This is a genomic window from Amycolatopsis sp. NPDC051903, assembly GCF_044452505.1.
In the GTDB taxonomy this organism is placed as follows: Bacteria; Actinomycetota; Actinomycetes; order Mycobacteriales; family Pseudonocardiaceae; genus Amycolatopsis.
This window is the reverse complement of sequence record NZ_JBITBT010000009.1, coordinates 96,548-121,824: the sequence shown is the minus strand read 5'-3', so window position 1 is coordinate 121,824 and position 25,277 is coordinate 96,548. Positions and strand designations below refer to the sequence as shown.

29 protein-coding genes are annotated in these 25,277 nt (G+C 72.3%); 9 read left to right on the top strand and 20 right to left on the bottom strand.

Going from position 1 to position 25,277, the window contains the following annotated elements; all coding sequences use genetic code 11:
• Positions 1-390: 390 nt before the first annotated feature.
• The 5 genes from trpA to ACIA77_RS21640 form a co-directional block, all read right to left on the bottom strand.
• Entirely contained in the window at positions 391-1,185 is a 795-nt protein-coding gene (gene trpA / locus ACIA77_RS21660) for a tryptophan synthase subunit alpha (protein WP_395887714.1), read from the bottom strand.
• Positions 1,182-2,423 (bottom strand): tryptophan synthase subunit beta, encoded by a 1,242-nt coding sequence (trpB, locus tag ACIA77_RS21655; protein WP_395887834.1) that lies wholly within the window; start codon positions 2,421-2,423, stop codon positions 1,182-1,184. Before trpB ends, trpA begins: the two co-directional genes overlap by 4 nt.
• Entirely contained in the window at positions 2,402-3,211 is an 810-nt protein-coding gene (gene trpC / locus ACIA77_RS21650; protein ID WP_395887713.1) for an indole-3-glycerol phosphate synthase TrpC, read from the bottom strand. Before trpC ends, trpB begins: the two co-directional genes overlap by 22 nt.
• 154 nt (positions 3,212-3,365) lie before the next feature.
• On the bottom strand, positions 3,366-3,920 hold the full coding sequence (locus ACIA77_RS21645) for a Trp biosynthesis-associated membrane protein (RefSeq protein ID WP_395887833.1): 555 nt from the start codon (positions 3,918-3,920) through the stop codon (positions 3,366-3,368).
• Positions 3,921-4,011: 91 nt separating this feature from the next.
• A complete protein-coding gene (locus ACIA77_RS21640) occupies positions 4,012-5,574 on the bottom strand; it encodes an anthranilate synthase component I (protein WP_395887712.1) in 1,563 nt (520 codons plus the stop codon).
• A gap of 96 nt (positions 5,575-5,670) precedes the next feature.
• On the opposite strand from ACIA77_RS21640, the gene ACIA77_RS21635 reads away from it, so the two are divergent.
• Complete coding sequence (locus ACIA77_RS21635) at positions 5,671-6,279, top strand: TetR/AcrR family transcriptional regulator (RefSeq protein WP_395887711.1); 609 nt, start codon at positions 5,671-5,673, stop codon at positions 6,277-6,279.
• Here ACIA77_RS21635 and ACIA77_RS21630 read toward each other — a convergent pair.
• From ACIA77_RS21630 to ACIA77_RS21595, 8 genes are all read right to left on the bottom strand, one after another.
• On the bottom strand, positions 6,276-7,070 hold the full coding sequence (locus ACIA77_RS21630; protein WP_395887710.1) for a hypothetical protein: 795 nt from the start codon (positions 7,068-7,070) through the stop codon (positions 6,276-6,278). The genes ACIA77_RS21635 and ACIA77_RS21630 overlap by 4 nt on opposite strands.
• Positions 7,067-7,969, bottom strand: coding sequence for a DUF3592 domain-containing protein (locus ACIA77_RS21625; RefSeq protein ID WP_395887709.1), 903 nt, complete (start codon positions 7,967-7,969; stop codon positions 7,067-7,069). Before ACIA77_RS21625 ends, ACIA77_RS21630 begins: the two co-directional genes overlap by 4 nt.
• Positions 7,970-8,071: 102 nt before the next feature.
• A complete protein-coding gene (locus ACIA77_RS21620) occupies positions 8,072-8,764 on the bottom strand; it encodes a DUF3592 domain-containing protein (protein WP_395887708.1) in 693 nt (230 codons plus the stop codon).
• Positions 8,765-8,823: 59 nt separating this feature from the next.
• Entirely contained in the window at positions 8,824-9,186 is a 363-nt protein-coding gene (locus tag ACIA77_RS21615; protein ID WP_395887707.1) for a DUF1304 domain-containing protein, read from the bottom strand.
• Positions 9,183-9,548, bottom strand: coding sequence for a phosphoribosyl-AMP cyclohydrolase (gene hisI / locus ACIA77_RS21610; protein ID WP_395887706.1), 366 nt, complete (start codon positions 9,546-9,548; stop codon positions 9,183-9,185). Before hisI ends, ACIA77_RS21615 begins: the two co-directional genes overlap by 4 nt.
• The gene (gene hisF, locus ACIA77_RS21605; RefSeq protein ID WP_395887705.1) at positions 9,545-10,318 is read right to left on the bottom strand and encodes an imidazole glycerol phosphate synthase subunit HisF; all 774 of its coding nucleotides are present in this window, start codon (positions 10,316-10,318) and stop codon (positions 9,545-9,547) included. The genes hisI and hisF overlap by 4 nt, the downstream gene beginning before the upstream one ends.
• Before the next feature lie 43 nt (positions 10,319-10,361).
• The gene (locus ACIA77_RS21600; RefSeq protein WP_395887704.1) at positions 10,362-11,447 is read right to left on the bottom strand and encodes an FAD-dependent monooxygenase; all 1,086 of its coding nucleotides are present in this window, start codon (positions 11,445-11,447) and stop codon (positions 10,362-10,364) included.
• Entirely contained in the window at positions 11,444-11,884 is a 441-nt protein-coding gene (locus tag ACIA77_RS21595; protein WP_395887703.1) for a GbsR/MarR family transcriptional regulator, read from the bottom strand. Before ACIA77_RS21595 ends, ACIA77_RS21600 begins: the two co-directional genes overlap by 4 nt.
• Before the next feature lie 77 nt (positions 11,885-11,961).
• On the opposite strand from ACIA77_RS21595, the gene ACIA77_RS21590 reads away from it, so the two are divergent.
• From ACIA77_RS21590 to ACIA77_RS21580, 3 genes are read left to right on the top strand one after another with little or no spacing between them, the layout of a single operon-like run.
• On the top strand, positions 11,962-12,471 hold the full coding sequence (locus tag ACIA77_RS21590) for a SigE family RNA polymerase sigma factor (RefSeq protein ID WP_395887701.1): 510 nt from the start codon (positions 11,962-11,964) through the stop codon (positions 12,469-12,471).
• Positions 12,468-13,418, top strand: a complete 951-nt coding sequence (locus tag ACIA77_RS21585; protein ID WP_395887700.1) for a hypothetical protein — start codon at positions 12,468-12,470, stop codon at positions 13,416-13,418. Before ACIA77_RS21590 ends, ACIA77_RS21585 begins: the two co-directional genes overlap by 4 nt.
• Before the next feature lie 19 nt (positions 13,419-13,437).
• A complete protein-coding gene (locus ACIA77_RS21580) occupies positions 13,438-13,830 on the top strand; it encodes a PPOX class F420-dependent oxidoreductase (RefSeq protein WP_395887699.1) in 393 nt (130 codons plus the stop codon).
• A gap of 658 nt (positions 13,831-14,488) precedes the next feature.
• On the opposite strand, the gene priA is transcribed toward ACIA77_RS21580, so the two are convergent.
• From priA to ACIA77_RS21565, 3 genes are read right to left on the bottom strand one after another with little or no spacing between them, the layout of a single operon-like run.
• A complete protein-coding gene (gene priA / locus ACIA77_RS21575) occupies positions 14,489-15,220 on the bottom strand; it encodes a bifunctional 1-(5-phosphoribosyl)-5-((5-phosphoribosylamino)methylideneamino)imidazole-4-carboxamide isomerase/phosphoribosylanthranilate isomerase PriA (protein ID WP_395887698.1) in 732 nt (243 codons plus the stop codon).
• A gap of 35 nt (positions 15,221-15,255) precedes the next feature.
• Positions 15,256-15,876 (bottom strand): imidazole glycerol phosphate synthase subunit HisH, encoded by a 621-nt coding sequence (gene hisH, locus ACIA77_RS21570; RefSeq protein ID WP_395887832.1) that lies wholly within the window; start codon positions 15,874-15,876, stop codon positions 15,256-15,258.
• A gap of 42 nt (positions 15,877-15,918) precedes the next feature.
• Positions 15,919-16,791, bottom strand: a complete 873-nt coding sequence (locus ACIA77_RS21565; protein ID WP_395887697.1) for a hypothetical protein — start codon at positions 16,789-16,791, stop codon at positions 15,919-15,921.
• Between the two features lie 380 nt (positions 16,792-17,171).
• On the opposite strand from ACIA77_RS21565, the gene ACIA77_RS21560 reads away from it, so the two are divergent.
• On the top strand, positions 17,172-18,344 hold the full coding sequence (locus ACIA77_RS21560; protein WP_395887696.1) for an acyl-CoA dehydrogenase family protein: 1,173 nt from the start codon (positions 17,172-17,174) through the stop codon (positions 18,342-18,344).
• Between the two features lie 52 nt (positions 18,345-18,396).
• Here ACIA77_RS21560 and ACIA77_RS21555 read toward each other — a convergent pair whose 3' ends face one another.
• Both ACIA77_RS21555 and ACIA77_RS21550 read right to left on the bottom strand, forming a co-directional pair.
• Positions 18,397-19,287: a transketolase family protein gene (locus tag ACIA77_RS21555; RefSeq protein ID WP_395887695.1), complete on the bottom strand. Its 891-nt coding sequence runs from the start codon at positions 19,285-19,287 to the stop codon at positions 18,397-18,399.
• 5 nt (positions 19,288-19,292) lie between these two features.
• Positions 19,293-19,979, bottom strand: a complete 687-nt coding sequence (locus ACIA77_RS21550; RefSeq protein ID WP_395887694.1) for a thiamine pyrophosphate-dependent enzyme — start codon at positions 19,977-19,979, stop codon at positions 19,293-19,295.
• A 53-nt stretch (positions 19,980-20,032) separates the two neighbouring features.
• Here ACIA77_RS21550 and soxR point away from each other — a divergent pair, with 53 nt between their 5' ends.
• A complete protein-coding gene (gene soxR, locus ACIA77_RS21545) occupies positions 20,033-20,494 on the top strand; it encodes a redox-sensitive transcriptional activator SoxR (protein WP_395887693.1) in 462 nt (153 codons plus the stop codon).
• 40 nt (positions 20,495-20,534) lie between these two features.
• Positions 20,535-21,083: an RNA 2'-phosphotransferase gene (locus ACIA77_RS21540; RefSeq protein WP_395887692.1), complete on the top strand. Its 549-nt coding sequence runs from the start codon at positions 20,535-20,537 to the stop codon at positions 21,081-21,083.
• 8 nt (positions 21,084-21,091) lie between these two features.
• On the opposite strand, the gene ACIA77_RS21535 is transcribed toward ACIA77_RS21540, so the two are convergent.
• Positions 21,092-21,667 (bottom strand): TetR/AcrR family transcriptional regulator, encoded by a 576-nt coding sequence (locus tag ACIA77_RS21535; RefSeq protein WP_395887691.1) that lies wholly within the window; start codon positions 21,665-21,667, stop codon positions 21,092-21,094.
• Positions 21,668-21,874: 207 nt separating this feature from the next.
• Between ACIA77_RS21535 and ACIA77_RS21530 the strand changes: the two genes are divergently transcribed.
• On the top strand, positions 21,875-24,043 hold the full coding sequence (locus tag ACIA77_RS21530) for an MMPL family transporter (protein ID WP_395887690.1): 2,169 nt from the start codon (positions 21,875-21,877) through the stop codon (positions 24,041-24,043).
• 21 nt (positions 24,044-24,064) lie between these two features.
• Here ACIA77_RS21530 and ACIA77_RS21525 read toward each other — a convergent pair whose 3' ends face one another.
• Entirely contained in the window at positions 24,065-24,223 is a 159-nt protein-coding gene (locus ACIA77_RS21525) for a hypothetical protein (RefSeq protein ID WP_395887689.1), read from the bottom strand.
• Between the two features lie 17 nt (positions 24,224-24,240).
• Between ACIA77_RS21525 and ACIA77_RS21520 the strand changes: the two genes are divergently transcribed.
• Entirely contained in the window at positions 24,241-24,978 is a 738-nt protein-coding gene (locus ACIA77_RS21520) for an MBL fold metallo-hydrolase (protein WP_395887688.1), read from the top strand.
• Positions 24,979-25,277 lie beyond the last annotated feature (299 nt).

Genomic DNA, 25,277 nt, shown 5'->3' with positions numbered 1-25,277 from the left:
GTGGGGGCGGCTCGTCGTTGGCCGGGCGGCTCGTCGCGCGGAGCGCGACGTTGCGCCTGGGGTGGTGCGGAGGGGCACCCCGATCTTGGATTGTGACGACGGTCTGGATCACCTTGTCAAGGCTGGAAAGCGTGCCTTGACAAGGTGATCCAGACCGCGTGAAGAGCGGGGATCGAGATGCAGGGCGGGGTCTGGGTGCGCGGTGAGTTGCGTTGTTGGGTGGGGGTGGGTGCGGCTGGGTGGTGGGTTGGGTAGCCGAGGGCAGCGCAGGTTCGGTGCGGGACCGGCACACATCCGTAGCCGGGGCAACGCGAGCTGAAAGGGCGGGTGCGCAGATCGCGTGGCCCCAAGCCCAATCCAAGCCCGGGGCAACCTGAAGCGAAACCCGTGTCAGGCAGGAGCCGGGGCTCGGCGGACGCCTTCGGCTAGTTCGCCGGCCAGGTGGCGGACGGCGTCGGGGCCGCCGTTGGCGGCGGCGGTGACCAGGGCGGAGCCGACGATGACCGCGTCGGCGAAGGCGGCGACTTGGGCGGCCTGGTCGCCGGAGCGGACGCCGAGGCCGACGCCGATCGGGAGGTTCGTGTGGGCGCGTGTGCGGGAGACCAGGTCTTCCGCGTGCACGCCGACCTGGTCGCGGGCGCCGGTGACGCCCATGACGGCCGTCGCGTAGACGAAGCCGGAGGAGGCTGCGGTGGTGAGGGCGAGGCGTTCCTCCGAGGACGAAGGCGCGACGAGGAAGATGCGGTCCAGGCCGTGGTTGTTCGACGCCTCGATCCACTCTCCGGCCTCGTCGGGGATGAGGTCCGGGGTGATCATGCCGAGGCCGCCGGCCGACGCGAGGTCGCGCGCGAAGCGGTCCACGCCGTAGCGGTGCACGGGGTTCCAGTACGTCATCACCACGGCCTTGCCGTCGCGGGCGGACACGGACTCGACGACCTCGAAGAGCCGCTTGAGCTTGAACCCGCTCGCCAGCGCCGATTCGGCGGCCGCCTGGATCGTGGGGCCGTCCATCACCGGGTCCGAGTACGGCACGCCGACCTCGAGGAGGTCCGCACCACCGTCGATCGTGGCGGCCAGGAGGTCCTTGGAGCCGTCGACCGACGGGAAGCCTGCGGGCAGGTAGCCCACCAGCGCGGCCCGGCCCTCCGCCCGCGTCGCCGCGAAGAGGTCGTCGAGGCCGCTCACTTGTCCTCCCCGTCCACGAGCCCGAACCACTTGGCCGCGGTGTCCATGTCCTTGTCGCCGCGCCCCGAGAGGTTCACGATGATCAGGCCGTCGGGCCCGAGTTCGCGGCCGAGCACGAGGGCGCCGGCCAGCGCGTGGGCCGACTCGATCGCCGGGATGATGCCCTCGGTCCGCGACAGCAGCCGGAACGCGTCCATCGCCTCGGCGTCGGTGACCGGCCGGTACTCGGCGCGGCCGGAATCCTTGAGCCACGCGTGCTCCGGGCCGACACCCGGGTAGTCGAGACCGGCGGAGATGGAGTGCGACTCCACCGTCTGGCCGTCCTCGTCCTGCAGCAGGTACGACATCGCGCCGTGCAGGTTGCCCGGGCTGCCCTTGGTGAGCGTGGCGCCGTGGCGGTTGCCGTCGATGCCCTCGCCGCCCGGCTCGAGCCCGACCAGCCGCACCGACGGGTCGTCGTAGAAGCCCGAGAAGATGCCGATGGCGTTGGAGCCGCCGCCCACGCACGCGGCGACGACGTCGGGCAGCCGCCCGGCCTGCTCGAGGATCTGGGCGCGCGCTTCCTCGCCGATGACCTTGTGGAAGTTGCGCACCATCATCGGGAACGGGTACGGCCCCGCGGCGGTGCCGAACAGGTAGTGCGTGGTGTCGGCGTTGGTGACCCAGTCGCGCAGCGCCTCGTTGATCGCGTCCTTGAGCGTGCGCGACCCGGTCTTGACCGGCACGACCTCGGCACCGAGCAGCTTCATGCGCGCGACGTTCAGCGCCTGGCGCTCGGTGTCGACCTCGCCCATGTAGACCAGGCACTCGAGGTCGAGCAACGCGCACGCGGTGGCCGTGGCCACGCCGTGCTGGCCGGCGCCCGTCTCGGCGATCACGCGCTTCTTGCCCATGCGCTTGGTGAGCAGTGCCTGGCCGAGCACGTTGTTGATCTTGTGCGAGCCGGTGTGGTTGAGGTCCTCGCGCTTGAGGAACACCCGGGCGCCACCCGCGTGTTCGCCGAAGCGCTTGGCCTCGGTGAGCAGCGACGGGCGGCCGGCGTACTCGTTGAGCAGCCGGCGCAGTTCGCCGGTGAACTCGGGATCGCGGCGCGCCTTGTCGTACTCGGCCGCGACCTCGTCGACGACGCCGATCAGCGCTTCCGGCATGAACCGGCCGCCGTACGGGCCGTAGTAACCGCGCTCGTCCGGGTCGTGCTTGCTGTGCTCCTGCTCGGTCACCGCGACGGCCTCGGGCAGGCGGGGTGCGAACCGGCGGTGACGAGTTTCACCAGCGCTCCCTTCGGGTCGCCGGAGGCCACCAGGCCCTCGCCGACCAGCACGGCGTCGGCGCCCTGACCGGCGTACGACATCAGGTCGCCTGGGCCGCGGACCCCGGACTCGGCGACCTTGAACACCTCGAACGGCAGGCCGGGGGCGAGCCGCGAGAACACGTCGCGGTCCACTTCGAGCGTGTGCAGGTTGCGGGCGTTCACGCCGATCACCTTGGCGCCGGCCTCGAGAGCGCGGTCGGCCTCTTCGGCGTTGTGGATCTCCACGAGTGCGGTCATGCCCAGCGACTCGACGCGGTCGAGCAGCGCGGCCAGCGCGTTCTGCTCCAGCGCGGCCACGATCAGCAGCACCATGTCCGCACCGTGCAGGCGGGCCTCGTGCACCTGGTACGGGCTGACGATGAAGTCCTTGCGCAGCACGGGAACGTCGACCGCCGCGCGCACCGCGTCGAGGTCCGCGAGCGAGCCGCCGAAGCGGCGCTGCTCGGTGAGCACGCTGATCACGCGCGCCCCGGCGTCTTCGTAGTCCTTCGCCAGCGCGGCGGGGTCCGGGATCGTGGCCAGGTCGCCCTTGGACGGGCTGCGCCGCTTCACCTCGGCGATCACGCCGATGCCCGATTCCTTCAGGGCGGCCATCACGTCGCGGGGCGCCGCGGACTTCGCCGCGCGGGCCTTCAGCTCGTCGAAGGGCAGCACGGACTCGCGCACCGCGAGGTCCTCCCGCACACCGGCGACGATGTCTTCGAGCACGCTCACCGGGCAACCCCACCCGACGGTGAAGTCATCGATCCATTCGCAAGGTCGCTCACAAAAACCTTCCCCTTCCCGCCGAAACGATGCTAACCCCCGCTCTGAGACCCGCCCGTTCCGGGTGCACGCCTTGCTCCGAATGCCCTTCGGTACCCGGCGTTCACCTGCCCGCGGTGGGGTCCTCACCCTCGGAAAGCGCCTCCCACAACTCGGTGTCCGGATCACGCCGGGCGCGCTTGGCACCCGGCGCGGCGTAGCGGGCACCGAGCCGCCGCGCGGAACCGGCGCCCTTGACGGCCACCAACCCCGCGACGACGAGAAGAATTCCGCCGAGCACCGCCAGACCGCGCCCCAGCAGCAACTCCGCGACGGGCAGCCCGGACGCCCAGCCGCTGAACTTCACGCCGTTCACGCCGGTCCAGACGCCCGCGAGCCCGGCCAGCGCCAGCACCACGCCCAGGAGCCGGCGCGCCCAGCCGCCGGTCGCGATCACCCCCGCCACGCCGGCCAGCGCCAGCAGGGCCAGCGGCACGAGGGCGGTCGCGCGCTGCTCACCGTCTTCGGTGTAGAGCTTCACGCCGAGCACGCCCTCGTCGCGGAACTCGGCGTACCAGGCGAGCTTGGCGGCGCCCCACAACGCGAGGGCACCGAGGAGCAGGCCGATGATGATCGTCCACAGTGGACGTCGAGACGGCGGCGCCGCGGTTTCCCCCACCGTGGCGGGGGTTTCCGCGCCGGACCGCGCCGAACCGGCTGGTTGCGGCGATTCCGGCTCCGGCGGGGTGGCGCCGGCCGGTTCGGGTTCGTCAGACACCGGCTGAGTCCTCGGCCGGGTCGAGTTCACCCGCCGGCACCATGGTCTGGGCCGCCGCGACGGCCGAGAGCACGGTGCGCGCCTTGTTGAGCGACTCGGTGTCCTCGTAGTCCGGCACGGAGTCGGCCACGACGCCGCCGCCGGCCTGCACGTACGCGACGCCGTCGCGCATCAGGGCGGTGCGGATGGCGATGGCGGTGTCCGCGTCGCCGGCGAAGTCGAGGTAGCCGACGACGCCGCCGTACAGCGCGCGGCGCACGGGTTCGAGCTCCTCGATCAGCTGCATCGCCCGCACCTTCGGCGCGCCCGAGAGCGTGCCGGCCGGGAAGCAGGCGGCGACCGCGTCGAAGGCCGTCTTGCCCTCGGCCAGCTCGCCGGTGACCGTGGACACGATGTGCATCACGTGGCTGTAGCGCTCGATCTGGAAGAAGTCGACCACGTGGACGCTGCCGGGGCGGCAGACCTTGCCGAGGTCGTTGCGGCCGAGGTCCACGAGCATGAGGTGCTCGGCGCGCTCCTTCTCGTCGGCCAGGAGGTCCTTGGCCAGCTGCGCGTCCTCCTCCGGGTCGGCGCCGCGCCAGCGCGTGCCCGCGATGGGGTGCGTGGTGGCGCGCCCGTCGCGCACGGTGACCAGCGACTCCGGACTGGACCCGACGATGTCGAAGCCCTCCAGGCGCAGCAGGTACATGTACGGGCTGGGGTTGGAGGTGCGCAGCACGCGGTAGACGTCGAGGGCGTCGGCGCCCGTCTCGATCTCGAACCGTTGCGAGGGCACGACTTGGAACGCTTCGCCGGCCTTGATCGCTTCCACGGCCTTGTCGACGGCGGCGTGGAAGTCCTCCTTCGTCCGGCGGCGCGTGAACTCCGGCGCGGGCCGGTCGAACGTCGCGACGGTCGGCGGCGCGGGCACGCGCAGCTGCTCGGTCATGGCCGACAGGCGCTGCAGCGCGTCGTCGTACGCCGCGTCGACGCGTTCCGGGGAGTTGTCCCAGTTGACCGCGTTGGCGATCAACGTGACCGTGCCCTCGTGGTGGTCGAACGCCGCGAGGTCGGTGGCGAGCAGCATGGTCAGCTCGGGGATGTCGAGGTCGCGCTCGGCGAGCTCGGGCAGCTTCTCCAGCCAGCGCACGGCGTCGTAGCCGATGTAGCCGACCATGCCGCCCGTCAGCGGGGGCAGGCCGGGCAGCGGTTCGGTGTGCAGCGCTTCGACGGTGGCGCGCAGCACCTGCAGCGGGTCGCCTTCGGTCGGCAGGCCGACCGGCGGCGTGCCGGTCCACACGGCTTTCCCGTCGCGCACCGTCAGCGCGGCCGGGCTGCGCACGCCCACGAACGACCAGCGCGACCACGACTTCCCGTTCTCGGCCGATTCGAACAGGAACGTGCCGGGGCGATCGGCGCCGAGCTTGCGGTAGATCCCGAGCGGGGTCTCGCCGTCGGCGAGCACCTTGCGCACCACGGGGATCACGCGGCGGTCTTCGGCGAGGGCGCGGAACTCCGCGCGGGACGGGCTGACCGGGCCGGGTCCCGCGGGCTTGCCGGCTGCTGAACTGACCATAGGGGCCATTGTGCCGCGCGGGCCTGGGCCGACCGTGGGCGGCCTTGAATTCAGCGCCTGTTGAATTCAACGTGGCCAGGGTTCATAGTGGACACCGTGACGACCGAAGACACTACCTCCCGCCGGCGCGGCCGCCGCCCGGCCGGGCAGGACACCAAGACGGCGCTGGTGGAGGCCGCGCGGGCGGTGTTCGCGGAGAACGGCTACGAACGCGCGACGGTCCGCGCGATCGCGGCCCGCGCCGGCGTCGACGCCGCCATGGTCAACCACTGGTTCGGCGGCAAGGAGGGCCTGTTCGCCCAGGCCGTGCTGAAACTGCCCTTCTCGCCGATCGAACTCGTGGCGACCCTGCGCGACGGGCCCGACGAGCAGTTCGGCGAACGCGTGGTGCGCACGTTCGTCACCCGCTGGGACGGCGCGGGCGGCGACACGTTCCAGGCGCTCGTCCGCAGCGTCGCCGGCCACGAACTCGCGTCCACCGTGCTGCGCGAGTTCTTCTCGAAGTTCTTCACCGAGCTCATCGGCGGCCTCGGCTCCGACCACGGCGCCCTGCGCACCACGCTGTGCGCCTCACAGCTCGTCGGCCTCGGCGTGATCCGCTACATCGCCCGCTTCGAACCCATGGCGACGGCCGAGGTCGAGACGCTGGTGACCGCCATCGCGCCGACCATCCAGCGGTACCTGACCGGAGATCTCGGGCTCTAGGTCCAGCGCGTGCTCACGGCCTGCACGTCGACCGGGTGGAACCCGGGGACGAGCAGCATCATGCGGTTGCCTTCGCCCGCCAGGAACCCGCCGCGGCGACGGGTGCCGAGCCGCGCGTATGGGCGCGACAGGCCACGCGCCGGCCGCAGCCGCAGGTGGCTGCCGTCGGCGAACGTGGCGCGGGTGACGCCGGGCTCGCCGAAGTCGAGCGTGGCCGAGCGCCAGCCCGTCCTGAGCACCGCCCGGCGGCGGCGGTGGAAGAGCACCACGAACCCGGCGGCGGTCGGCCCGCCGATGAGTCCGCCGAAGATCAGGCCGTAAGCGATGGTGGCGCCGAGCGGGTTCAGGACGGAGTCGTCCGGCCGGCGCGCGACACCGGGCGCCGCCTGGTCGTACGTCACCTCGATCCGCTCGCCGACGCCCAGGAACTCCCTCTTCCGGTAGGGGAAGTCGACTTCGTGCGGACCGTCGGGGCCGGGGTAGGACACCTCGAAGTGCCGGTCGGCGAGCCACACCACCACGCCGTAGACCGTGAGGTCGTTCGCGTGCGCCCGGGCCGCGGTGGCCTCTTCGACCACGAGCAGGACGATCCCCGAGACCAGCACGCCGACGGCCACGACCACGCCGGCGAACGCCCAGCCGACGCGACGGACCAGCCAGGACAGCACGCGGTAGCGGCCGTCCGGGCGGGCGTCGTCGCCGGGCGGAAGCCACAGTTCGCCGTCTTCGGGTGCCGTGCGGTCGGCGGGGAAGGCTTCGCGCCGACGTTTGCCTACCGGCCGCCGGGTCATCGTCCGCTCCACTTCGAACCACGCGGGATGCGGAGCGGGACCGCGTACGGGGTCGGGCCGCGGGGACCGCTCGGGAGCACCAGCACCAGGCGGCGGCCTTCGCCCGCGACCCAGGCCTCGAACGGGCCCTTGCGCAGGAACGAGTACCGCCCGCGCACCGCCGCGACCGTCCGGGCAACCAGGTGTGCGCCGCCGGGGAACTCGAGGCGCAGGAGGTGGTAACCGCCCGACGAGTCGAACACCTGCGCCGCCACTGGTGCCCACCCCGTGCGCCGCGCCGCGCGCCGGCGCCCGGCCCAGCCCACCGCGTAGGCCACCGCGAACGGCAAGAAGATCAGGACCAGTACGAGCGGGACGACGAAGACGCCCATCCGGCCGTCGCTCAGGTTCTGCTCGGCGTCGGTCCGCGCGCGCTCGGGGTCCGCCGGGTCGTAGTACACCGTCACGGCCTGGCCGACCGTGTAGCCGGCGCCGGAGTCGCGGTTGATCTCCTGCTGCTCGTACACGTCGCCGGCGAGGTAGGCCACGATGATGGTCGGTGTCCCGTGCCCGCTCACCGGCGTGCGCACGGCCACGACCTCGCCCCGCGCCGTGGAACCGTTCTGCAGCAACCAGTCCGACGAGTTCTGCAGCACCGTGATCCCCACCGCTGCCGCCGGGATCACCAGGAACCACACCGTCGCCGCGACGACGGCGCGCCAGAACCGCCGGCGCAGCGCCCGGTCCCATTCCGCGGGAGCCGCCGGGCCGCGGCGCGCCCGCTCGCGCTGGGCGAGTTCGTGCCGGCGCATGCGCTTGCGCGCACGCCCGGTCGGCTTCGAAGCGGGTAAGAGCGGTTCGCCGTCTTCGGCAGCCCGCTCGGGTCTGCCGCCTTCTTCGTTGGTCGTCCCCAGATCCATCTGCTGAGCGTACGGCTGCGAAATGCAGCTCCACCAGGGAAAAGTCTGCGATGGAGAACACCAGGCGGGAAGGCAACCGAACGCCCCCGTCCGGCGTGTTGTCTAGTCCTGTGCCCGCGGGTCGACGACCCCGGCGGGCACCGCGTACGGCGCTTCGCCGCGACCGTGGCGGAACAGGACCACCGACGCGGCGCCGGAGCCGCCCAGCCACGCGGGCCGGTCGGTGTACACGCGGAGGAAGCGGGCGCCGTGGGTGGACGGCGCGGCGCGCAGGCGGACGGCTTCGCCGGACGCCAGGCGCGCGTCCAGGTACGGCGGGTTGAGCCCGCGGCCCGTACTGGGTGCGAGCACCACCGTGGCCGTCGCCGCGCGCCAGCCCGTGCGGCGCACCGCGTGGTGGCGGCGGGACCAGCCGGCGGCGGCCGACGCGGCGACGAGCGCGCAGCCCGCCACCAGGACGAGCCCTGTCCACGCGAAACCGAGGCCGGTGTCGTTCAGGCCGTCCTCTTCGGTCGTGCGGGCCCGCTCGAGGTCGGCCGGGTCGAAGACCACCGTCACGCGTTGCCCGGATGCGTACGTCGCCGGGGAGCTTCGATCGATCCGTTCGGAGACCTCGCGGCCGTCGGCGGTGAAGGCCACGACGATCGACCGCGTGCCCGTGTCCGGGCTGTCGACGCCGACGACCGTGCCGGGCACGCGGGTCCCGGTCACGAGCAGGTCGTCGGCTGCGTGGAGCGCACCGAGCACACCGAGCAGGCCGGCGGCGAACCCCGCGGTCCAGAATCCCGTGAGCACCCACGCCCGCCAGGCGACGGCCCGCAGCCGGGCGGTTTCGCGCGTGAGGTCGACGCCGGTCAGCGGGCCAGCAGCAGGAACACGAGCGCCAGAACGCCCGGCACGACCTGCACCAGCAGGATCCGCTTCGACGCCGTCGCGGCGCCGTAGAGACCGGCGACGATCACGCAGGCCAGGCCGTAGAGCTTGAGCTGGAAGCCGGTGGGGTCGGTGGCGATCAGGCCCCAGATCAGGGCGGCCGCGAGGAAACCGTTGTACAGGCCCTGGTTGGCGGCGAGTGCCTTGCTCTCTTGGGCGAAGGACTCGGTGGTGCCGAACGCCGCGCGGGCGCGCGGGGTCGTCCAGAGGAACATTTCGAGCACCACGATGTAGACGTGGATGAGGGCGACGAGCCCCACCAGCACGTTCGCGACCACCGTCACGGGGTGTTCTCACTCTCGTCGGCGAGGAGCAGGCGCTCCGCGGAGTCGAAGCAGGTGTGGGTGCCCGTGTGGCAGGCCGGTCCGGTCTGGTCCACGCGCAGGAGCACTGTGTCACCGTCGCAGTCGATCCGCACCTCGCGGACGTGCTGGACGTGGCCCGAGGTGTCCCCCTTCACCCACAGCTCCTGGCGGCTGCGCGACCAGTACGTGCCGCGCCGCGTGGTGAGGGTGGCTTCGAGGGCCTCGTCGTTCATCCAGGCCATCATCAGCACGTCGGAGGTCGAGTGCTCGACGACGACGGCCGCGATCAGGCCGTCGGCGTTGCGCTTGAGCCGCTGGGACAGCGCCGCGTCGAGGGTCATCGGACGACGACCCCGCCGCCGCGCAGCGCGCGCTTCACGTCGCCGATCTTCAGCTGTCCGAAGTGGAACACGCTGGCCGCGAGCACCGCGTCGGCGCCGGCTTCGACGGCGGGCAGGAAGTGGTCGACGGCGCCCGCGCCGCCGCTGGCGATCACCGGCACGCGCACGGCGCGCCGGACCAGGTCGATGAGCCCGAGGTCGAAGCCGGACTTGGTGCCGTCGGCGTCCATCGAGTTGAGCAGGATCTCGCCGACGCCCAGCTCCTCACCGCGCGCGGCCCACTCGACCGCGTCGATGCCGGTGCCCCGGCGGCCGCCGTGGGTGGTGACCTCGAAGCCCGACGCCGTCGGCTCGCCGCCTTCGGGCACGCGCCGCGCGTCGACCGACAGCACGATGCACTGGGCACCGAACCGGCGCGACGCCTCGCGCAGCAGCTCCGGGCGCGCGATCGCGGCCGTGTTGATGCTCACCTTGTCCGCACCCGTGCGCAGCAGCCGGTTCACGTCGTCGTTCGACCGCACGCCGCCGCCCACGGTCAGCGGGATGAAGACTTGTTCGGCCGTGCGGCGGACCACGTCGAAGGTGGTCTCGCGGTTGCCCGAGGACGCCGTGACGTCGAGGAAGGTCAGCTCGTCGGCGCCCTCCGCGTCGTAGAGCCGGGCGAGCTCCACCGGGTCGCCCGCGTCGCGCAGGTCGGCGAAGTTCACGCCCTTCACCACCCGGCCCGCGTCGACGTCCAGACACGGGATCACCCTCACCGCCACAGCCATGCCACCAGCGTAGCCGTCCACCTGCGACGGTCCGCCCGCCCGGTCAGAGCGCAGGCGGTGTCCAGTCCCACAGCGGCGACGCCTGGCGGCGGATGACGGACGCGGGCATCACCGGCACCGTCACGGCCAGCAGGAAGTGCAGCCACCACGCCGACGACGTGTCGGCCACGGCCTTCGCGCGCGCCTGCTTCGTGACGTACGCGGCGCGCGGCCGGCGCGCCGAGTCGTAGGCGGCCAAGGCGTCGGCGACCGAGTCGTCGCGCAGGGCGGCGGCGAGCACCACGGCGTCCTCGATCGCCTGGCAGGCGCCCTGCCCGAGGTCCGGCGGCACGGCGTGAGCCGCGTCACCGAGCAGCGCGACGCGGCCGCTGGTGAACGCGGGCAGCGGGTCGAGGTCGAGGATGTCGTTGTGCAGCACGGCCTCCGGCCGCGTCGCCGCGACGAGCTCGCGCGGCTCGGCCGGCCAGTCGGCGACGCGACGGGACACCTCGGCGTGCTCGTCCGGGTGAGTCACGCCGGGCGTGGCCTCGGCGGCGCCGAGCGCCCAGCACGAGCGGTCCCCGGGCAGCGGGTGGATCATGAAGTACGCGCCGCGCCCCATCGTGAAGCTGCCGCGCACCGGCGGTGCCGCGCCGGGTTCGGTGACGCCGCGCCAGCACGTGTAGCGGAAGCCCGGCGCCGGCGCGGCCGGGAAGAGGCGGCGCCGCAGCCCGCTGTGCACACCGTCGGCCGCGACCACCACATCGGCGTCCACTTCGGACGGATCGGTGACCTCGGTTCCCGTGTGCAGCACGCTTTCCGGCAGCTCGGCCAGCAGCGCGCCGTGCAGTTCGGCGCGGTGGAACGCGGCCAGCGGCTCGTCGCGGCCGGCCCGGAACCGCCGCAGGTACCGGCCCGAGGACGTGCGCAGGGTCCCCGTGACCTCCGACGGCGCCGAGTGCTTCCGCACGCGCTCACCGATGCCGAGTGCCTCCAGTGCGCGCAACGCGTTCGGCGCCAGCGACAGGCCCGCACCGATCTCGCGCGGCTCGGGCGCCCGTTCCAGCACGGCGACCTCGTGTCCCGTGCGCCGCAACGCGATCGCCGCCGTGAGTCCACCGATCCCGCCGCCCACCACCACTGCTTTCATCCCGGCTCCCCAGCGTCTCGAAAGGCTTCGGCCAGCCACGCGAACGCCGCGTCGGCGCTGCGGACGCGCGCGGCGCGGCCGCCGTCGCGCTCGAGCAGCTCGACGCCCGCGCGCGTGATGTCGCGGAACGACCCCAGCGTGGCGATGCGCCGGCGGATCACGCGCTGCCAGGCGTCGTCGTCCACGCGGTAGTACGCGGTGCGCTCGCCGCGACCGGCGCGTTTGGCGACCAGCCCCACGGCGACGAGCAGCCGCAGGTTCGTGGTCAGCGACGCGCGGCTCGCGCCGACCGCCTCGGCGAGCTGCGCGGCCGACTGCTCCGGCGGGTCGCACGTCATGAGCCGGCCGAGCACCCGTCCGGCGATCGGCGGCAGCCCGTACTCGCGCGTGAGGAAGGCCGCGACCCGCTCGACCCACTCGCCCACTTCGCCGTCCACGAGCGTCAGCATAGGCTAGTCACAACTGAAATTGGCTCGCGATGCATCAAAACGGCGTGGTCGCGCGTCTGAGGAACGTGACCACCAGCTTCGACGAGTTCGTGGCGGAGCGTCTCGACGGGCTCCTGCGCTACGCGACCGTCCTGACCGACGATCCGCACCTGGCGCAGGACATCGTGCAGGACGTGCTGCTGCGCGCCCAGGAACGCTGGGCGAAGATCGAGTCGGCGCCCACGTACGTGCGGCGGATGGTCACCAACGAGTACCTGTCCTGGCGGCGGCGCGCGATCCGGCGCGTGGTCCCGTCGAGCCACGAGGTGCTCGACGCGATCAGCCCGCCGGAAGCCGACCCGTCGACGGCCTACGACGAGCGGGACGAGATGCTGGCCCGCCTCGCGACGCTGCCGCGCAAGCAGCGCGCGGCGCTCGTACTGCGCTACTACGAGAGCTACTCCGACGAGGAGATCGCCGAGGTCCTGCGCTGCGGCACCTCGACCGTGCGCAGCCAGATCTCGCGCGGACTGGCCACGCTGCGCGCCGCCGTGCGCCCCTTGCCCACCGCCCTGACCACCGGAGCCGGAGAATGAGCCAGCCCGAGCACGACACCGAGACGCTGCTGCGCGACAGCCTCGAGCGGCTGGCCGAACGCGCTCCCGACGGCCACGAGGTCCGCAACGCGCTCGTGAGGGCGCGGCAGTCGCGCCGGCGCCGGGCGCGGCTGGCGCTGGCCGCGGTGGCCGCCGCCGTGGTCGTGGCGACGGTCGGGGTGTCGGTCGTGGTGGGTTCGGTGCCCGACGAGCAGGTCACCGCCGCGGCGAGCCGCCCGGTGCTCGGTTATGCGCCCGGCTGGCTGCCCGACGGGTTCACCGAGCAGTACCGCTCGGCCGGGCCGGGCACGACGCCGCAGGTGCGCCGCTGGTTCGCCGGGCCGAGCCGCATCGAGCTGTCGGCCTTTTCGACGGCGGACCCCGACTGGTCCGCGACGGCCCTGCGCATCGCCGCGCTGCGCGACCAGATCGTGGTGCACGGGCGCGTCGCGATGGTCACGGGCTCGGCGACGTCCGCGGTCCTGACCTGGTCCCCCGACGACACCCACGTGCTGCGCGCCGAGGTCGACGCCGTGCCCGGCGCGCGCGAGGTCGCCCAGCGCATCGCCGAGGACGTGACGGCTTCCGAGCCCACCCCGATCCGCGGGGAAGCCCGCTTCGGCCCCCTGCCCGACGGCCTGCGCGAAGCCGCGACCACCGTCAGCGGTGCCACCCCCGCCGACGGCACCACGACGCTCGAGGCGCGCGCCCCGGCGTCGTCGGTGCAGGCCACGGTCGGCCCCGCCTCCCCCGGCCTGGGCGGCTCGGTCCCGGCCACGATCCGCGGCGTACCCGGCGCCGCGCTGCCCGACCTGGTGACCGTGCGGTTGCCGTCGGGCCGCTGGCTCACCGTCTCGGGCAAGCTGCCGCGCGCCGACCTGCTCGCCGTCGCCGACGGCGTGGTCCTCGACCCGGCCCCGGACTACGACTGGCTCGGCGGGGCCTGACCCGGACTACTGTGGACACGTGCCGACGGAACTGGACCGCCTCGCAGCCGAGAAGTACGTCGTCCTCACCACCTTCCGCCGCGACGGCCGCGCCGTGCCCACCCCCGTCTGGTTCACCCGCGACGGCGACGAACTCGTGGTGTCGTCCGAACGCCACGCGGGCAAGGTCAAACGCATCCGCAACAGCGGCCGCGTCGAGATCCAGCCGAGCGACTTCCGCGGCCGCACCCACGGCCCCACCGCGACCGGCACCGCCCGCCTCCTCGACGACGCCGCCAGCGACCGCGTCCGCAAGGCGATCGCCCGCCAGTACGGTGTGGTCGGCCGGGTGACCATGTTCTTCAGCCGCTTGCGGGGTGCTCAGCGGACGATCGGGATCGCGATCAAGGTGGAGGAGAAGGCCTCGGATTAGGCGGAGAGGCGCGGCGCGTTCGGGAGGCGCTGGCTTGGGCTTGGGCTTGGGCTTGGGCTTGGGCTTGGGCTTGGGCTTGGGCTTGGGCTTGGGCTTGGGCTTGGGCTTGGGCTTGGGCTTGGGCTTGGGGCGATGTCAGCTGGCCGTGTCGGCGCGCGGTAGCGGGCCCCCGAACACGGTTGTCCACAGGGTTGCCGAGTTGTGGACAGGTTCGCCTCCGACCTCGCTTGGAGACGTTTTCGTCGGTGGTGGCCGATAGAATGGACAAGGGACGCCCCCCTTGGGAGGGCGGGGGTTTGTCTGGTGAGTTCTGGGGTCTGGCACAAGAACACCGAAGCCAGCCCGACCCCAAACCTCGCACTTCCCCACGCCCAGCCGGCGACGCCTACGCAACCAGGCCCCAGAACCAACCCACGCGCCCACCGCGGCCGATCTACGCCAGGCACCCCAGCACCCAGACCCGGCCCTGCACCTCGATCCCCGCTCTTCACGCGGTCTGGATCACCTTGTCAAGGCACGCTTCCCAGCCTTGACAAGGTGATCCAGACCGTCGTCACAATCAAAGATCGGGGTGCCCCCACGCACCACCCCAGGCGCAACGTCGCGCCCCGCGCGACGAGCCGCCCGGCCAACAACGAGCCGCCCCCACACCGCAGAATCAGCGAACCGCGGCCAACGCCTCCGGCAACGTGAACGCCCCGGCGTACAACGCCTTCCCCACGATCGCACCTTCGACACCGTCGCAAGCCAGCCCGGCCAGGGCCCGGAGGTCATCCACACTGGACACCCCGCCGGAGGCGATCACCGGTGCGTCCGTGCGGGCCGTCACTTCCCGCAGCAGGTCCAGGTTCGGCCCGCGCAGCGTCCCGTCCTTGCTGACGTCCGTCACGACGTAGCGTGCGGCGCCGTCGCGGTCCAGGCGCTCCAGCACCTCCCACAGGTCCCCGCCGTCGGAGGTCCAGCCGCGCGCGGCGACGCGGTGGCCGGCGGCGGTGATCCGCACGTCCAGGCCGATCGCCACGCGGTCGCCGTACGACGAGACGACCTTGGCCGTCCACTCGGGGTCTTCGAGGGCCGCCGTCCCGAGGTTCACGCGGCGGGCGCCCGTGCCGAGGGCGGCTTCCAGCGAGGCGTCGTCGCGGATGCCGCCGGAGAGTTCGACCTGCACGTCGAGCCGGCCGATCACCTCCGCGAGGAGGGCGCGGTTCGAGCCCTTGCCGAAGGCCGCGTCGAGGTCTACGAGGTGGATCCACTCGGCGCCGTCGCGCTGCCAGGCGAGCGCCGCGTCCAGCGGGCTGCCGTAGGACGTCTCGGTGCCGGCCTCGCCCTGCACGAGGCGCACGGCCTGACCATCGGCCACATCAACTGCGGGAAACAGCGTGAAAGTCACCGCGACAGCCTAGAGCCGCCAAAACGCGAAGGAAGCTACAGGGTGTCGAGCCAGTTGCGCAGCAGCTTCGCGCCCGCGTCACCCGACTTCTCCGGGTGGAACTGCGTGGCCCACAGCGGGCCGTTCTCCACGGCGGCCACGAAGTCCTCGCCGTGGTTGGCCCACGTGACCTTCGGCTGCCGCCCGGGCAGGCCCGACTCCAGCTCCCACTTGCGCGCGGCGTAGGAGTGCACGAAGTAGAACCGCTCGGCGGGATCGATCCCGGCGAACAGCTGCGAGTCCACCGGCGCGCGGACGGTGTTCCAGCCCATGTGGGGCAGCACGTCGGCCTGCAGCTGCTCGACCGTGCCGGGCCACTCGCCCGTGCCCTCGGTCTCCTCGCCGTGCTCGACACCGCGCGCGAAGAGGATCTGCATGCCCACGCAGATGCCCAGCACGGGACGGCCGCCGGCGAGGCGCTTGCCGATGATGCGGTGCCCCTTCACGTCGAGCAGCCCCGCCATGCACGCGGAGAACGCCCCCACCCCGGGCACGACCAGCCCGTCGGCCTCGACCGCGGCATGCGGGTCGGCGGTGACCTCCACCTCGGCGCCCGCGCGCGCGACGGCGCGTTCGGCGGAGCGGAGGTTGCCGGAACCGTAGTCGAGGATCACCACACGAGACACACCACAAGCCTAGTCCCGGGGCGGGAGCGCACGTCAGCGGCGGCGCAACGAGTAGACGTCCGTCACGGTGTTGCACGGCGCCGGCGGCACGACCTCCACGCGCAAGGTCCCCGTGGGCGCGTCGTAGTCCACGCCCTCGGGCGTGAACGCGCCGGTGCAGGTGCTCGACAGGGGCAGCTGCCCGAGCTCGGTCACGTGCGCCGTGACGTCGTGCCCGGTCACCGCGTGCGGCAGGTCGACCTGCAGGAGCTGGTAGCTCGTCGGGTACAGGTCGTTGGCGGAGTCCGACGTCGCGCACAGCAGCCGGGCCGGGGACACGAAGTCGCAGCCCTGGGCCGACCGGACGGGGTGGTCGAGGTGGATGCGCGCCGCGAGCGGCAGGTCGCCCGCCACGCGCGGGGCACGGCGGTTGAGGAACGGCGTCGGAGAGACGTACAGCTCCGTCGCATCACCCAGCGCGCCCGAGACGAGCCACTGGCCGTCCGGGGTCACCGCGACCTGCGCGTTGGCGTTGGCCGCGGGCTCATCGGCCCGCAGCGGGTGCACGAACTCCGTCGTCTCTCCCGACGGTGCGGTGACCAGGTACATCTTCGACGTCGGCGGGTTCGTGACGGTGTCCTGGTAGACGTCGAACGTGTAGCCGCGCAGCGAGTCCGGGTCGCCGACGTGGCCCCAGCCCTCGTCCTTCAGCGCCTGCGGGATGGTGGTGCCGTTGCGGTAGACGGTCTGCGGGGCCCGGCCCGGCAGCCGCAGCGTGGTGATGCCCTCACCGCTGATCGAGTTGGCGACCGAGGTCTTCCCGATCACCCGCCAGCCGGCGGGCGAGGCCGACGCGAGGCTCGCGCAGCCCAGCACGGCAGCCGCGGAAATGGCGAGCGCTTTCGCCGCCGTCGTCAACAGACGCATGGTTCGCTCCTTCGCGAACGTGACCTTGGCGGCGGCCCGCGAATTTTTGCACGCGACCCCGTTTCACCCGAGGTCCGTTGGGGTATTCACCCGTTCGGCTGAGGCACCGCCGGTGCCCCCGGACCCCCAGAAGAGGAAGAGATGTCCGAGTCGGACCTCCTCCGCCAAATGTTCGACGCGTGGCGTGACGACATCAACAGCGTCCCGTTTCCGCAGTTCACGGACCTGGCGATTCCCCTGCAACCATCGCGGGCCGAGGTTGACTCATGTCGCTCTCGTGACGCTCGCAAAATGAACGTGATGAATCCCACGAGGTGGTACGGGCGTCATCTGTGATTTCCTGCTGGCACCGCATCGCCGCGAGCCAGTAGGAGCAGCCGATGAGCACGACCCCGGACCCACACGACTTCCTCGACCTCGACGCGGGCCTGTCCGAGGAGGAACGGGCCATCCGGGACGCCGTGCGCGACTACGCGCGCGACCAGCTCCTCGACAACGTCGCCGGCTGGTACGAGTCGGGTTCACTGCCCGCGCGTGAGCTCGCGAAGGGCTTCGGCCAGCTCGGCCTGCTGGGCATGCACCTCGAGGGCTACGGCTGCGCCGGCACGAGCGCGGTGGCCTACGGCGTCGCGTGCCGCGAGCTGGAGGCCGTCGACTCGGGGCTGCGCAGCTTCGTCTCGGTGCAGGGCTCGCTCGCGATGTTCGCGATCCACCGCTGGGGCAGCGAAGAGCACCGCCGGGAGTGGCTGCCGAAGATGGCCGCCGGCGAGGCGCTGGGCTGCTTCGGCCTCACCGAACCCGACGCCGGCAGCGACCCGGGCAGCATGCGCACCCGCGCCGTGCGCGACGGCTCCGACTGGGTGCTCACCGGCACGAAGATGTGGATCACCAACGGCACCGTCGCCGACGTCGCGGTGGTGTGGGCGCAGACCGACGACGGCATCCGCGGGTTCGTGGTCCCGACGTCGACGCCGGGCTTCACCGCCAACGAGGTGAAGCACAAGCTGTCGCTGCGCGCGTCGCTCACCGCCGAGCTGGTGCTCGACGGCGTGCGGCTGCCCGAGTCCGCGGCGTTCCCCGAGGTCCGTGGCCTGCGCGGTCCGCTGTCCTGCCTCAACGAAGCCCGCTACGGCATCCTCTTCGGGGTCGTCGGCGCCGCCCGCGCCTGCTACGAAACCGCGCTGGACTACACGCTCTCGCGCGAACAGTTCGGCAAGCCGCTCGCCGGTTTCCAGCTGACGCAACGCAAACTGGCCGACCTCCTGGTCGAGGTGAACCGCGCGGGCCTGGTGGCGCTGCAGATCGGCCGGCTCAAGGACGCTGGCGCGCTGCACCACAACCACGTGAGCTTCGGCAAGCTCGCGAACGTCCGCTCGGCGCTCGACGTCGCCCGCACCGCGCGGTCGATGCTCGGTGCCAACGGGATTTCGCTCGAGTACCCGGTGATGCGGCACATGGCCAACCTCGAGACGGTGCTCACCTACGAGGGCACCGAGGAGATGCACGCACTGTCGCTCGGCCAGGCGGTGACGGGGATCCCCGCGTTCCGCTGAGCCACTTCGGACATCCGGCCCGCCGGCACCCCCAGCGCCGGCGGGCCGCCGCTCACCCCCGGAAGAAGTCCTTGAGGGACAACGCGATCGAACCCGCGTCGAGCCCGTGGGCCAGGTCGTGGTCGGCGCGCGTGCCGTAGGTGCGCACCTCGGTGTCGCGCAGCGTGCCCAGGGACAGCAGGCGGTGCGGGACGTCGATCAGCGCGTCGCTCACGTGGTGCGCCGAGGTGCCCTTGAGGTACGGCTCGACGAGCACGACGTCGGCGACGTCCCCCACTGCGGCGCGCAGGCCCGCGGTGTCGAACGGGCGGATGGTCGACGCGTACAGCACCGTGACGTCGAGCGGTCCGGCCGCCGCGAGCACGCGGTCGAGCACCGGCCCGACGGCGAGCACGACTCCGCGCGTGCCGGTGCGGAGGCGCTGGAACCCGACGCCGAGGTGCGGTTCGGAGTTCTCGTCGGCCGAGAGCCGCAGGTACACGCGGCTGTCGCCGGGCACCGAGTCGAGGAGCAGGCGCCGGGCTTCGGCCGGGTGGCCGGGCACGTGGACCTGCCAGCAGGGCAGGGAGTCGATGAGCGCGACGTCGCCCGGGGACTGGTGCGTGCGGCCCTCGGCGGGCATGTCGTAGGACGCGCCGTAGGACACGAGCACCGCGCCGGCGTCCTGGTGGCCCAGGTCGAGCTTGATCTGCTCGAACGCGCGCTCCACGAGGAACGCCGAGAACGTGTGCACGATCGGGCGCAGCCCGGCCAGGGCGAGGCCCGCGCCGGTGCTCACGAGCAGCTGCTCGCGGATGCCGACGTTGACGACCCGGTCCGGGTGGCGCCGCGCCGCGGCGGCGAGCTGGGCGGCGGAGATGTCGGCCAGCACGACCGCGACGTCCGGATCGGCGTCCACGATCTCCTCGGCGGTGGCGAGGAACGTTTCGCGCATCGACAGCATGTTCGTCAGCCCTTCGGTTCGACGACGGCGACCACGGCGAGCGGGCGCCCCGGGTGTGCGGTGGTGAACGCTTCGTAGAGCGCCTCGTGGTCGCGCCCGGAGACGGTGCGCGTGGCCCAGCCTTCGACCTCGAAACGCCGGGCGACGCCACCGGGCCAGCCATGCGTCGAGGACTGGTTGTCGACGACCACGGTGGTCAGGTTCGCCAGGCCGAGCCGCGCGCCGACGACGATGGCTTCGGAGTTGGAGCCCTCGTCGAGTTCGGCGTCGCCGACGAGCGTGACGACGCGCCCGGCGTACCCGCGGGCGCGCACGCCGAGCGCGGTACCGATGGCGATGGGCAGGCCGTGGCCGAGTGAACCGCTGGAGATCTCGACGCCGGGCGCGCGTTTGCGGTCGGGGTGGTGGCCGAGGCGCGAGCGCGCGGACGACCAGTCGGCGAGTTCGGCTTCACCGAGGAATCCCTTGGCCGCCAGGACGGCGTAGTAGGCCATCGGGCCGTGGCCCTTGGACAGCAGGAAACGGTCGCGGGCCGGGTCGCAGAAGGTCTCGGACGAGATGGCGAGCACGCGGTCGTAGAGCACCCAGATGACGTCCACTGTGGACTCGGCGGCGGCCTGGTGTTTGTCGTCGCCCGTCATCAGCGAGATCAGCCGGGGCAGATCAGCGTAACCCGTTGCGGTGGTGGTCATGCGACCACAGTGCAACCTCGACCAATGTCTAGGTCAAGCGCTAACCTGGACCAATGACGAGGTTGGCGGAACACTTGAGCATCGGGCAGGTCGCCGAACGCAGCGGCGTTCCGCACACGGCGCTGCGCTTCTACGAGGACAAGGGCCTCATCTCCTCGGAGCGCTCGGCGGGCAACCAGCGCCGGTACCCGCGCTCGGTGCTGCGGCGGATCGCGTTCATCCGCGCGGCGCAGCGCGTGGGCCTCTCGCTGGAGGACATCAGCAACGCGCTGGCCACGCTGCCCGCAGACCACGCCCCGACGAAGGCCGACTGGGCCCGCCTGTCGCGCGAGTGGCAGCACGAACTCGACGCCCGCATCGACGCCCTGCAGCGCCTGCGCGACCGCCTCACGGGCTGCGTCGGGTGCGGGTGCCTGTCGCTGCGCAGCTGCAGCCTCTACAACGCGGATGACGAACTGGCCCGCTTCGGACCGGGTGCGAGCAAACTGCGACCGGTCTCGGAGGGCGGGATCTGAGTTGCCCGGCCGTCCCGGGTTGTGGTCTCTGGTCCGCGACATGAACGAGAACCACCTGACGCGCATCTCCAAGCGCCTGTCCCGCCACCTCCGCCACGACCCGGGTTCGCTGGGGCTCGTCCTCGACCCCGCGGGCTGGGTGTCCGTCGGCGTGCTGCTGGCGGCGCTGCGCGAGCACGGGTTCGGCGTCACGCGCGCGGAGCTCGACGAAGTGGTGGAGCGCAACACCAAGCAGCGCTTCGGGTTCGACGAAACCGGCACGCGGATCCGGGCCAACCAGGGCCACAGCGTCGAGGTCGAACTGGGGCTGGCCGTGCGCACCCCGCCCGCGGTGCTCTACCACGGCACGGCGGCCACGACCGTGCCGGTGATCTTCACCGAGGGCCTGCGCCCCGTGCGCCGCCACGCCGTGCACCTGTCGGCCGACCGCGAAACCGCCCGCAAGGTCGGCGCGCGGCACGGCCGTCCGGTGGTGCTGCGGGTCGCCGCGGGCGAACTGGCCCTGACCGGTCACGAATTCCAGCGCAGCGACAACGGCGTCTGGCTGACGGCCGAGGTCCCGCCGCGGTTCCTGGCGCTCGACGACTGACGAGCGCTTCAGTCCCAGTGCCGCCGCGGGCGGCCGAGGAGCCGGCGGCCGACGTCCACGAGCTCCCGGCGCAGGCTTTCGTCGTCGAGGTGCGCGATGTCCGGCGAGCCGCCCGTCATGGCGAGGCCCGTGAGGGTCACCAGCGCCGACACGCGCGACGAGATGTCGGGGTGGGGGCCGGCGAGGATGTCGATGAGGGCGTTCTTGAAGCCCTCCATGCCGCGCGTCGAGTTCTCGATGGCGCGGTTGATGCCAGGGTCGCTGGAGAACAGCGCGACGAGCACGCGGTGGCGCACCACGAGGTCGACGAACCCGTCGAGCAGGTGGTCGACCTGGGCACCGCGGCGGCGCTGGGTGGCGGCTTCGGACACGAGAGCGTCGAGCTCCCGGATCGCGGGCGCGGCGACGGCCTCCGTGATCTCCGCTTTCGTCTTGAAGTGGTAGTACACGGCCGCCTTGGTGACCCCGAGCGCGTCGGCGATCATCTGCAGCGACGTGCCCTCCACGCCGTGTTCGGCGAACAGCTTCAGCGCGGTGCCGAGCAGCCGCGTCCGAGTGTCCTCGGCCGGGACGGCGGTAGTCATCGTTCCTCCTCGTCAAGCGGGGGAAGCGTACGCGACAACCTGCCGATCGGCAAACGGAGTTACTAGCCGATCGACAAGTGAAACCCTAGCCGTGCGGCTAGTCACATACTTGCCGATCGGCTTGGCACCCTCCTTGCCGATCGGCTAGCTTCGGCCCCACTGGTTCGTGTGCGGAAGGCCCTACCCGGGCGAAACGGAGAAACACTCGTGGCGACATTCCTGTACCGGCTCGGCCGGTTGTCGTTCCGGCGGCGCGCCCTCGTCTCGGCCGTGTGGGCGGCCGTGCTGCTGGCGCTCGGCCTCGGGGCGCTCACGCTGTCCGGCCAGCTGTCGGACTCGGTGACGATCCCCGGCACCGAGTCGCAGCAGGCGATCGACCGGCTCCAGGAGAAGTTCCCGCAGGCCGCGGCCGGTGGGGCGACCGCGCGCGTCGTGCTCGCGGCGCCGCCGGGCCACACCGTGACCGACGCCGCGGGCAAGGCCGCCGTCGAGGCGACGGTCGCGAAGCTCAAGACCGCACCGAAGGTCGCGAACGTCGCCGACCCGTTCCAGGCGAAGTCCATCTCACCCGACGGCCGCGTCGCGCTGGCCCAGGTGAGCTACCAGGTCAAGGGTTTCGAGCTCACGGACAGCGACCGCCAGGCGCTGCTGGACAGCGGTGCCGCCGCCGAACAGAGCGGGTTCGAGGTCGAGTTCGGCGGCGACGCGGTGCAGGCGATCCCCGAAACCGGCGCGACCGAGGGCCTCGGCGTGGCCGTGGCGGCCGTCGTGCTGATCATCACGTTCGGCTCCCTGCTGGCCGCGGGCATCCCGCTGCTGACCGCGCTCGTCGGCGTCGGCATCGGCATGGCGGGCATCTACTTCGCGTCGGCCGGGCTCGAATTGAACTCCAACACCCCGGTGCTCGCGCTGATGATCGGGCTCGCCGTCGGCATCGACTACGCGTTGTTCATCGTCTCCCGCTACCGGCATGAACTCAGCCTGGGCCGGGAGCCGGAGGAAGCCGCCGGGCGCGCGGCGGGCACGGCCGGGTCCGCCGTGGTGTTCGCCGGTCTCACCGTGATCATCGCGCTGGCCGGGCTCACCGTCGTCGGCATCCCGTTCCTCGGCCAGATGGGCCTCGCCGCGGCCGCGACCGTCGCGATCGCCGTGCTCATCGCCCTCACGCTGCTGCCGGCCGTGCTCGGCTTCGCCGGGACGCGAGTGCTCAGCAACCGCATCCGCTTGCGCCGCAAGCCCGTCGAGCAGTCGCACGGCGAGCGCTGGGCGCGGTTCGTGGCCCGCCACCGCGGGCCCGTGCTGCTGACCGCGCTGGCCGGGCTGATCGTCGTCGCGCTCCCGGCGCTGAGCATGCAGCTCGGCCTGCCCAACGACAGCACGGCGGCGCCGGATTCGACGCAGCGCAAGGCCTACGACCTCGTGAGCCGGAGCTTCGGGGCCGGCGCCAACGGCCCGCTGCTCGTGGTGGTCGACACCGGCGCGAACCACGATCCCGAGGGCCTCAAGCAGGCTGTCGCGGGGATCAGCACGCTGCCGGACGTCGCGGCCGTCACGCCGCCGCGCGTCAACGCCGCGGGCGACACCGCGCTGCTGACCGTGATCCCGAAGAGCGGCCCGAGCAGCGAGCAGACCGAGCACCTCGTGTCGGCGATCCGCGCGCAGTCCGGGCCGTTGCACGAGACGACCGGGGCGAGCCTCGCCGTCACCGGTCAGACGGCCGCGAACATCGACGTGTCCGAGAAGCTGTCCGACGCGATGCTGCCCTACCTCGCGCTGATCGTCGGGCTCGCGTTCATCCTGCTGATGCTGGTGTTCCGCTCGATCGTGGTGCCGCTCAAGGCGACGCTCGGGTTCCTCGGCTCGGTGGTCGCGACGTTCGGCGCCGTGGTCGCGGTCTTCCAGTGGGGCTGGCTCACCGAGCTGCTCGGCGTCGAGTCGACCGGACCGATCATGAGCATGCTGCCGATCCTGCTCATCGGTGTCCTCTTCGGACTCGCGATGGACTACCAGGTGTTCCTGGTGACGCGGATGCGCGAAGAGCACGTGCACGGCGCCGATCCGCAGGAGGCCATGGTCACCGGCTTCCGGCACGGTTCGCGGGTGGTGACGGCGGCGGCGCTGATCATGATCAGCGTGTTCGCGGGCTTCGTGCTGGCGGAGTCGACGCTGATCCAGTCGATCGGGTTCGCGCTGGCCTTCGGCGTGCTGGTCGACGCGTTCGTGATCCGGATGACGATCGTGCCGGCGGTGATGTCACTGCTCGGGCGCGGCGCGTGGTGGCTGCCGCGCAAGCTGCACAAGGTGCTGCCGAACGTGGACGTCGAGGGCGAAGGGCTCAAGAAGGCCCTGGACGAACGCGAACCGGCCCGGGTGTGAGGGAAGGTGCCGTCGTCCGGTTCAGCTGACGAGCCAGACGACGGCGCCGCCGATCGCCAGCACCGCCGCGAGACCGAGGACGACGGCGATGAACTTGGCGGTCTTCCACGTCGAGTACACGCCGCCGGCCAGGAAGCCGCCGAGGGCCAGCAGCAGGACGGCGATCACCTCTTTGCTCACGAGGGTTAGCGTGCCACATGGCCTTCACCCTGACGGTACTGGGCAACGCCACCCCGTACCCCCGCCCGGGCAACCCGTGCTCCGGCTACCTGGTCAGACACGGCACCAGCAAGATCTGGGTCGACGCCGGTCCCGGCACCCTCGCCGCCCTGCAGGAGCACACGAGCCCCGACGAGCTCGACGCCGTGTGGGTCTCGCACCTGCACGCCGATCACGTGGCCGACCTGCTACCCGCCGTGTACGCCCTGCTGTTCGCCGACCTGCGGCCGCGCCCGCCCATCCCGCTGTACGGTCCACCGGGCACGGCCGCGCGGATCTCGGCGTTCCTGTCGAACACCGGCCGCGCGCCCATCGAGCAGGCCTTCGCGGTGCACGAACTGCACGACGGCCACCGCGCCCGTGTCGGCGACCTGCGCCTCACGTCGGTGGCCGTGGACCACGGCTTCCCCGCGTTCGGCCTCCGCATCACCGACGGCCGCCGCACCCTGGCCTACTCGGGCGACACCGGCCCCTGCCCGGCGCTGACCCGCCTGGCCGACGGCGCGGACCTGTTCCTGTGCGAAGCCGACGGCTCGGAACCGTCCACAGTGCACCTCACGCCCGCCGAGGCCGGCCGCGCCGCCGCGGGCGCCGCCCGGCTCGTCCTCACGCACATGAGCCACACCGTCACCCCGCGCGACGCCGTCACCCAAGCCGCGACCCACTTCCCGGGCCCCGTCGCGTACGCCACGCCGCGCGCGGTGTTCGGCGTCTAGAGCACGCCCTTCGTCGACGGGATACCGGAGGCGCGCGGGTCGGGCTCGGTCGCGGCGCGGGGGACGGCTCTCTTCCAGCGACCGCAGGTGGGGCGTCTTCCCAGCGCCGGGCGATGCCAGCGCGACACAGCTTGGCGCAGCGCCACGAAGCACGCGATGCACCGGAACGAACGCAGCCGACGCCGGTGCAACACAGCGCGGCACACGGCAGCGAGAGGCCGACCGCTACCGCCGAACCGGCCACGAAGCCAGAAACCCGACACTGTGCCGGAGGAGCAACAACACCTCCCCCGGCACGA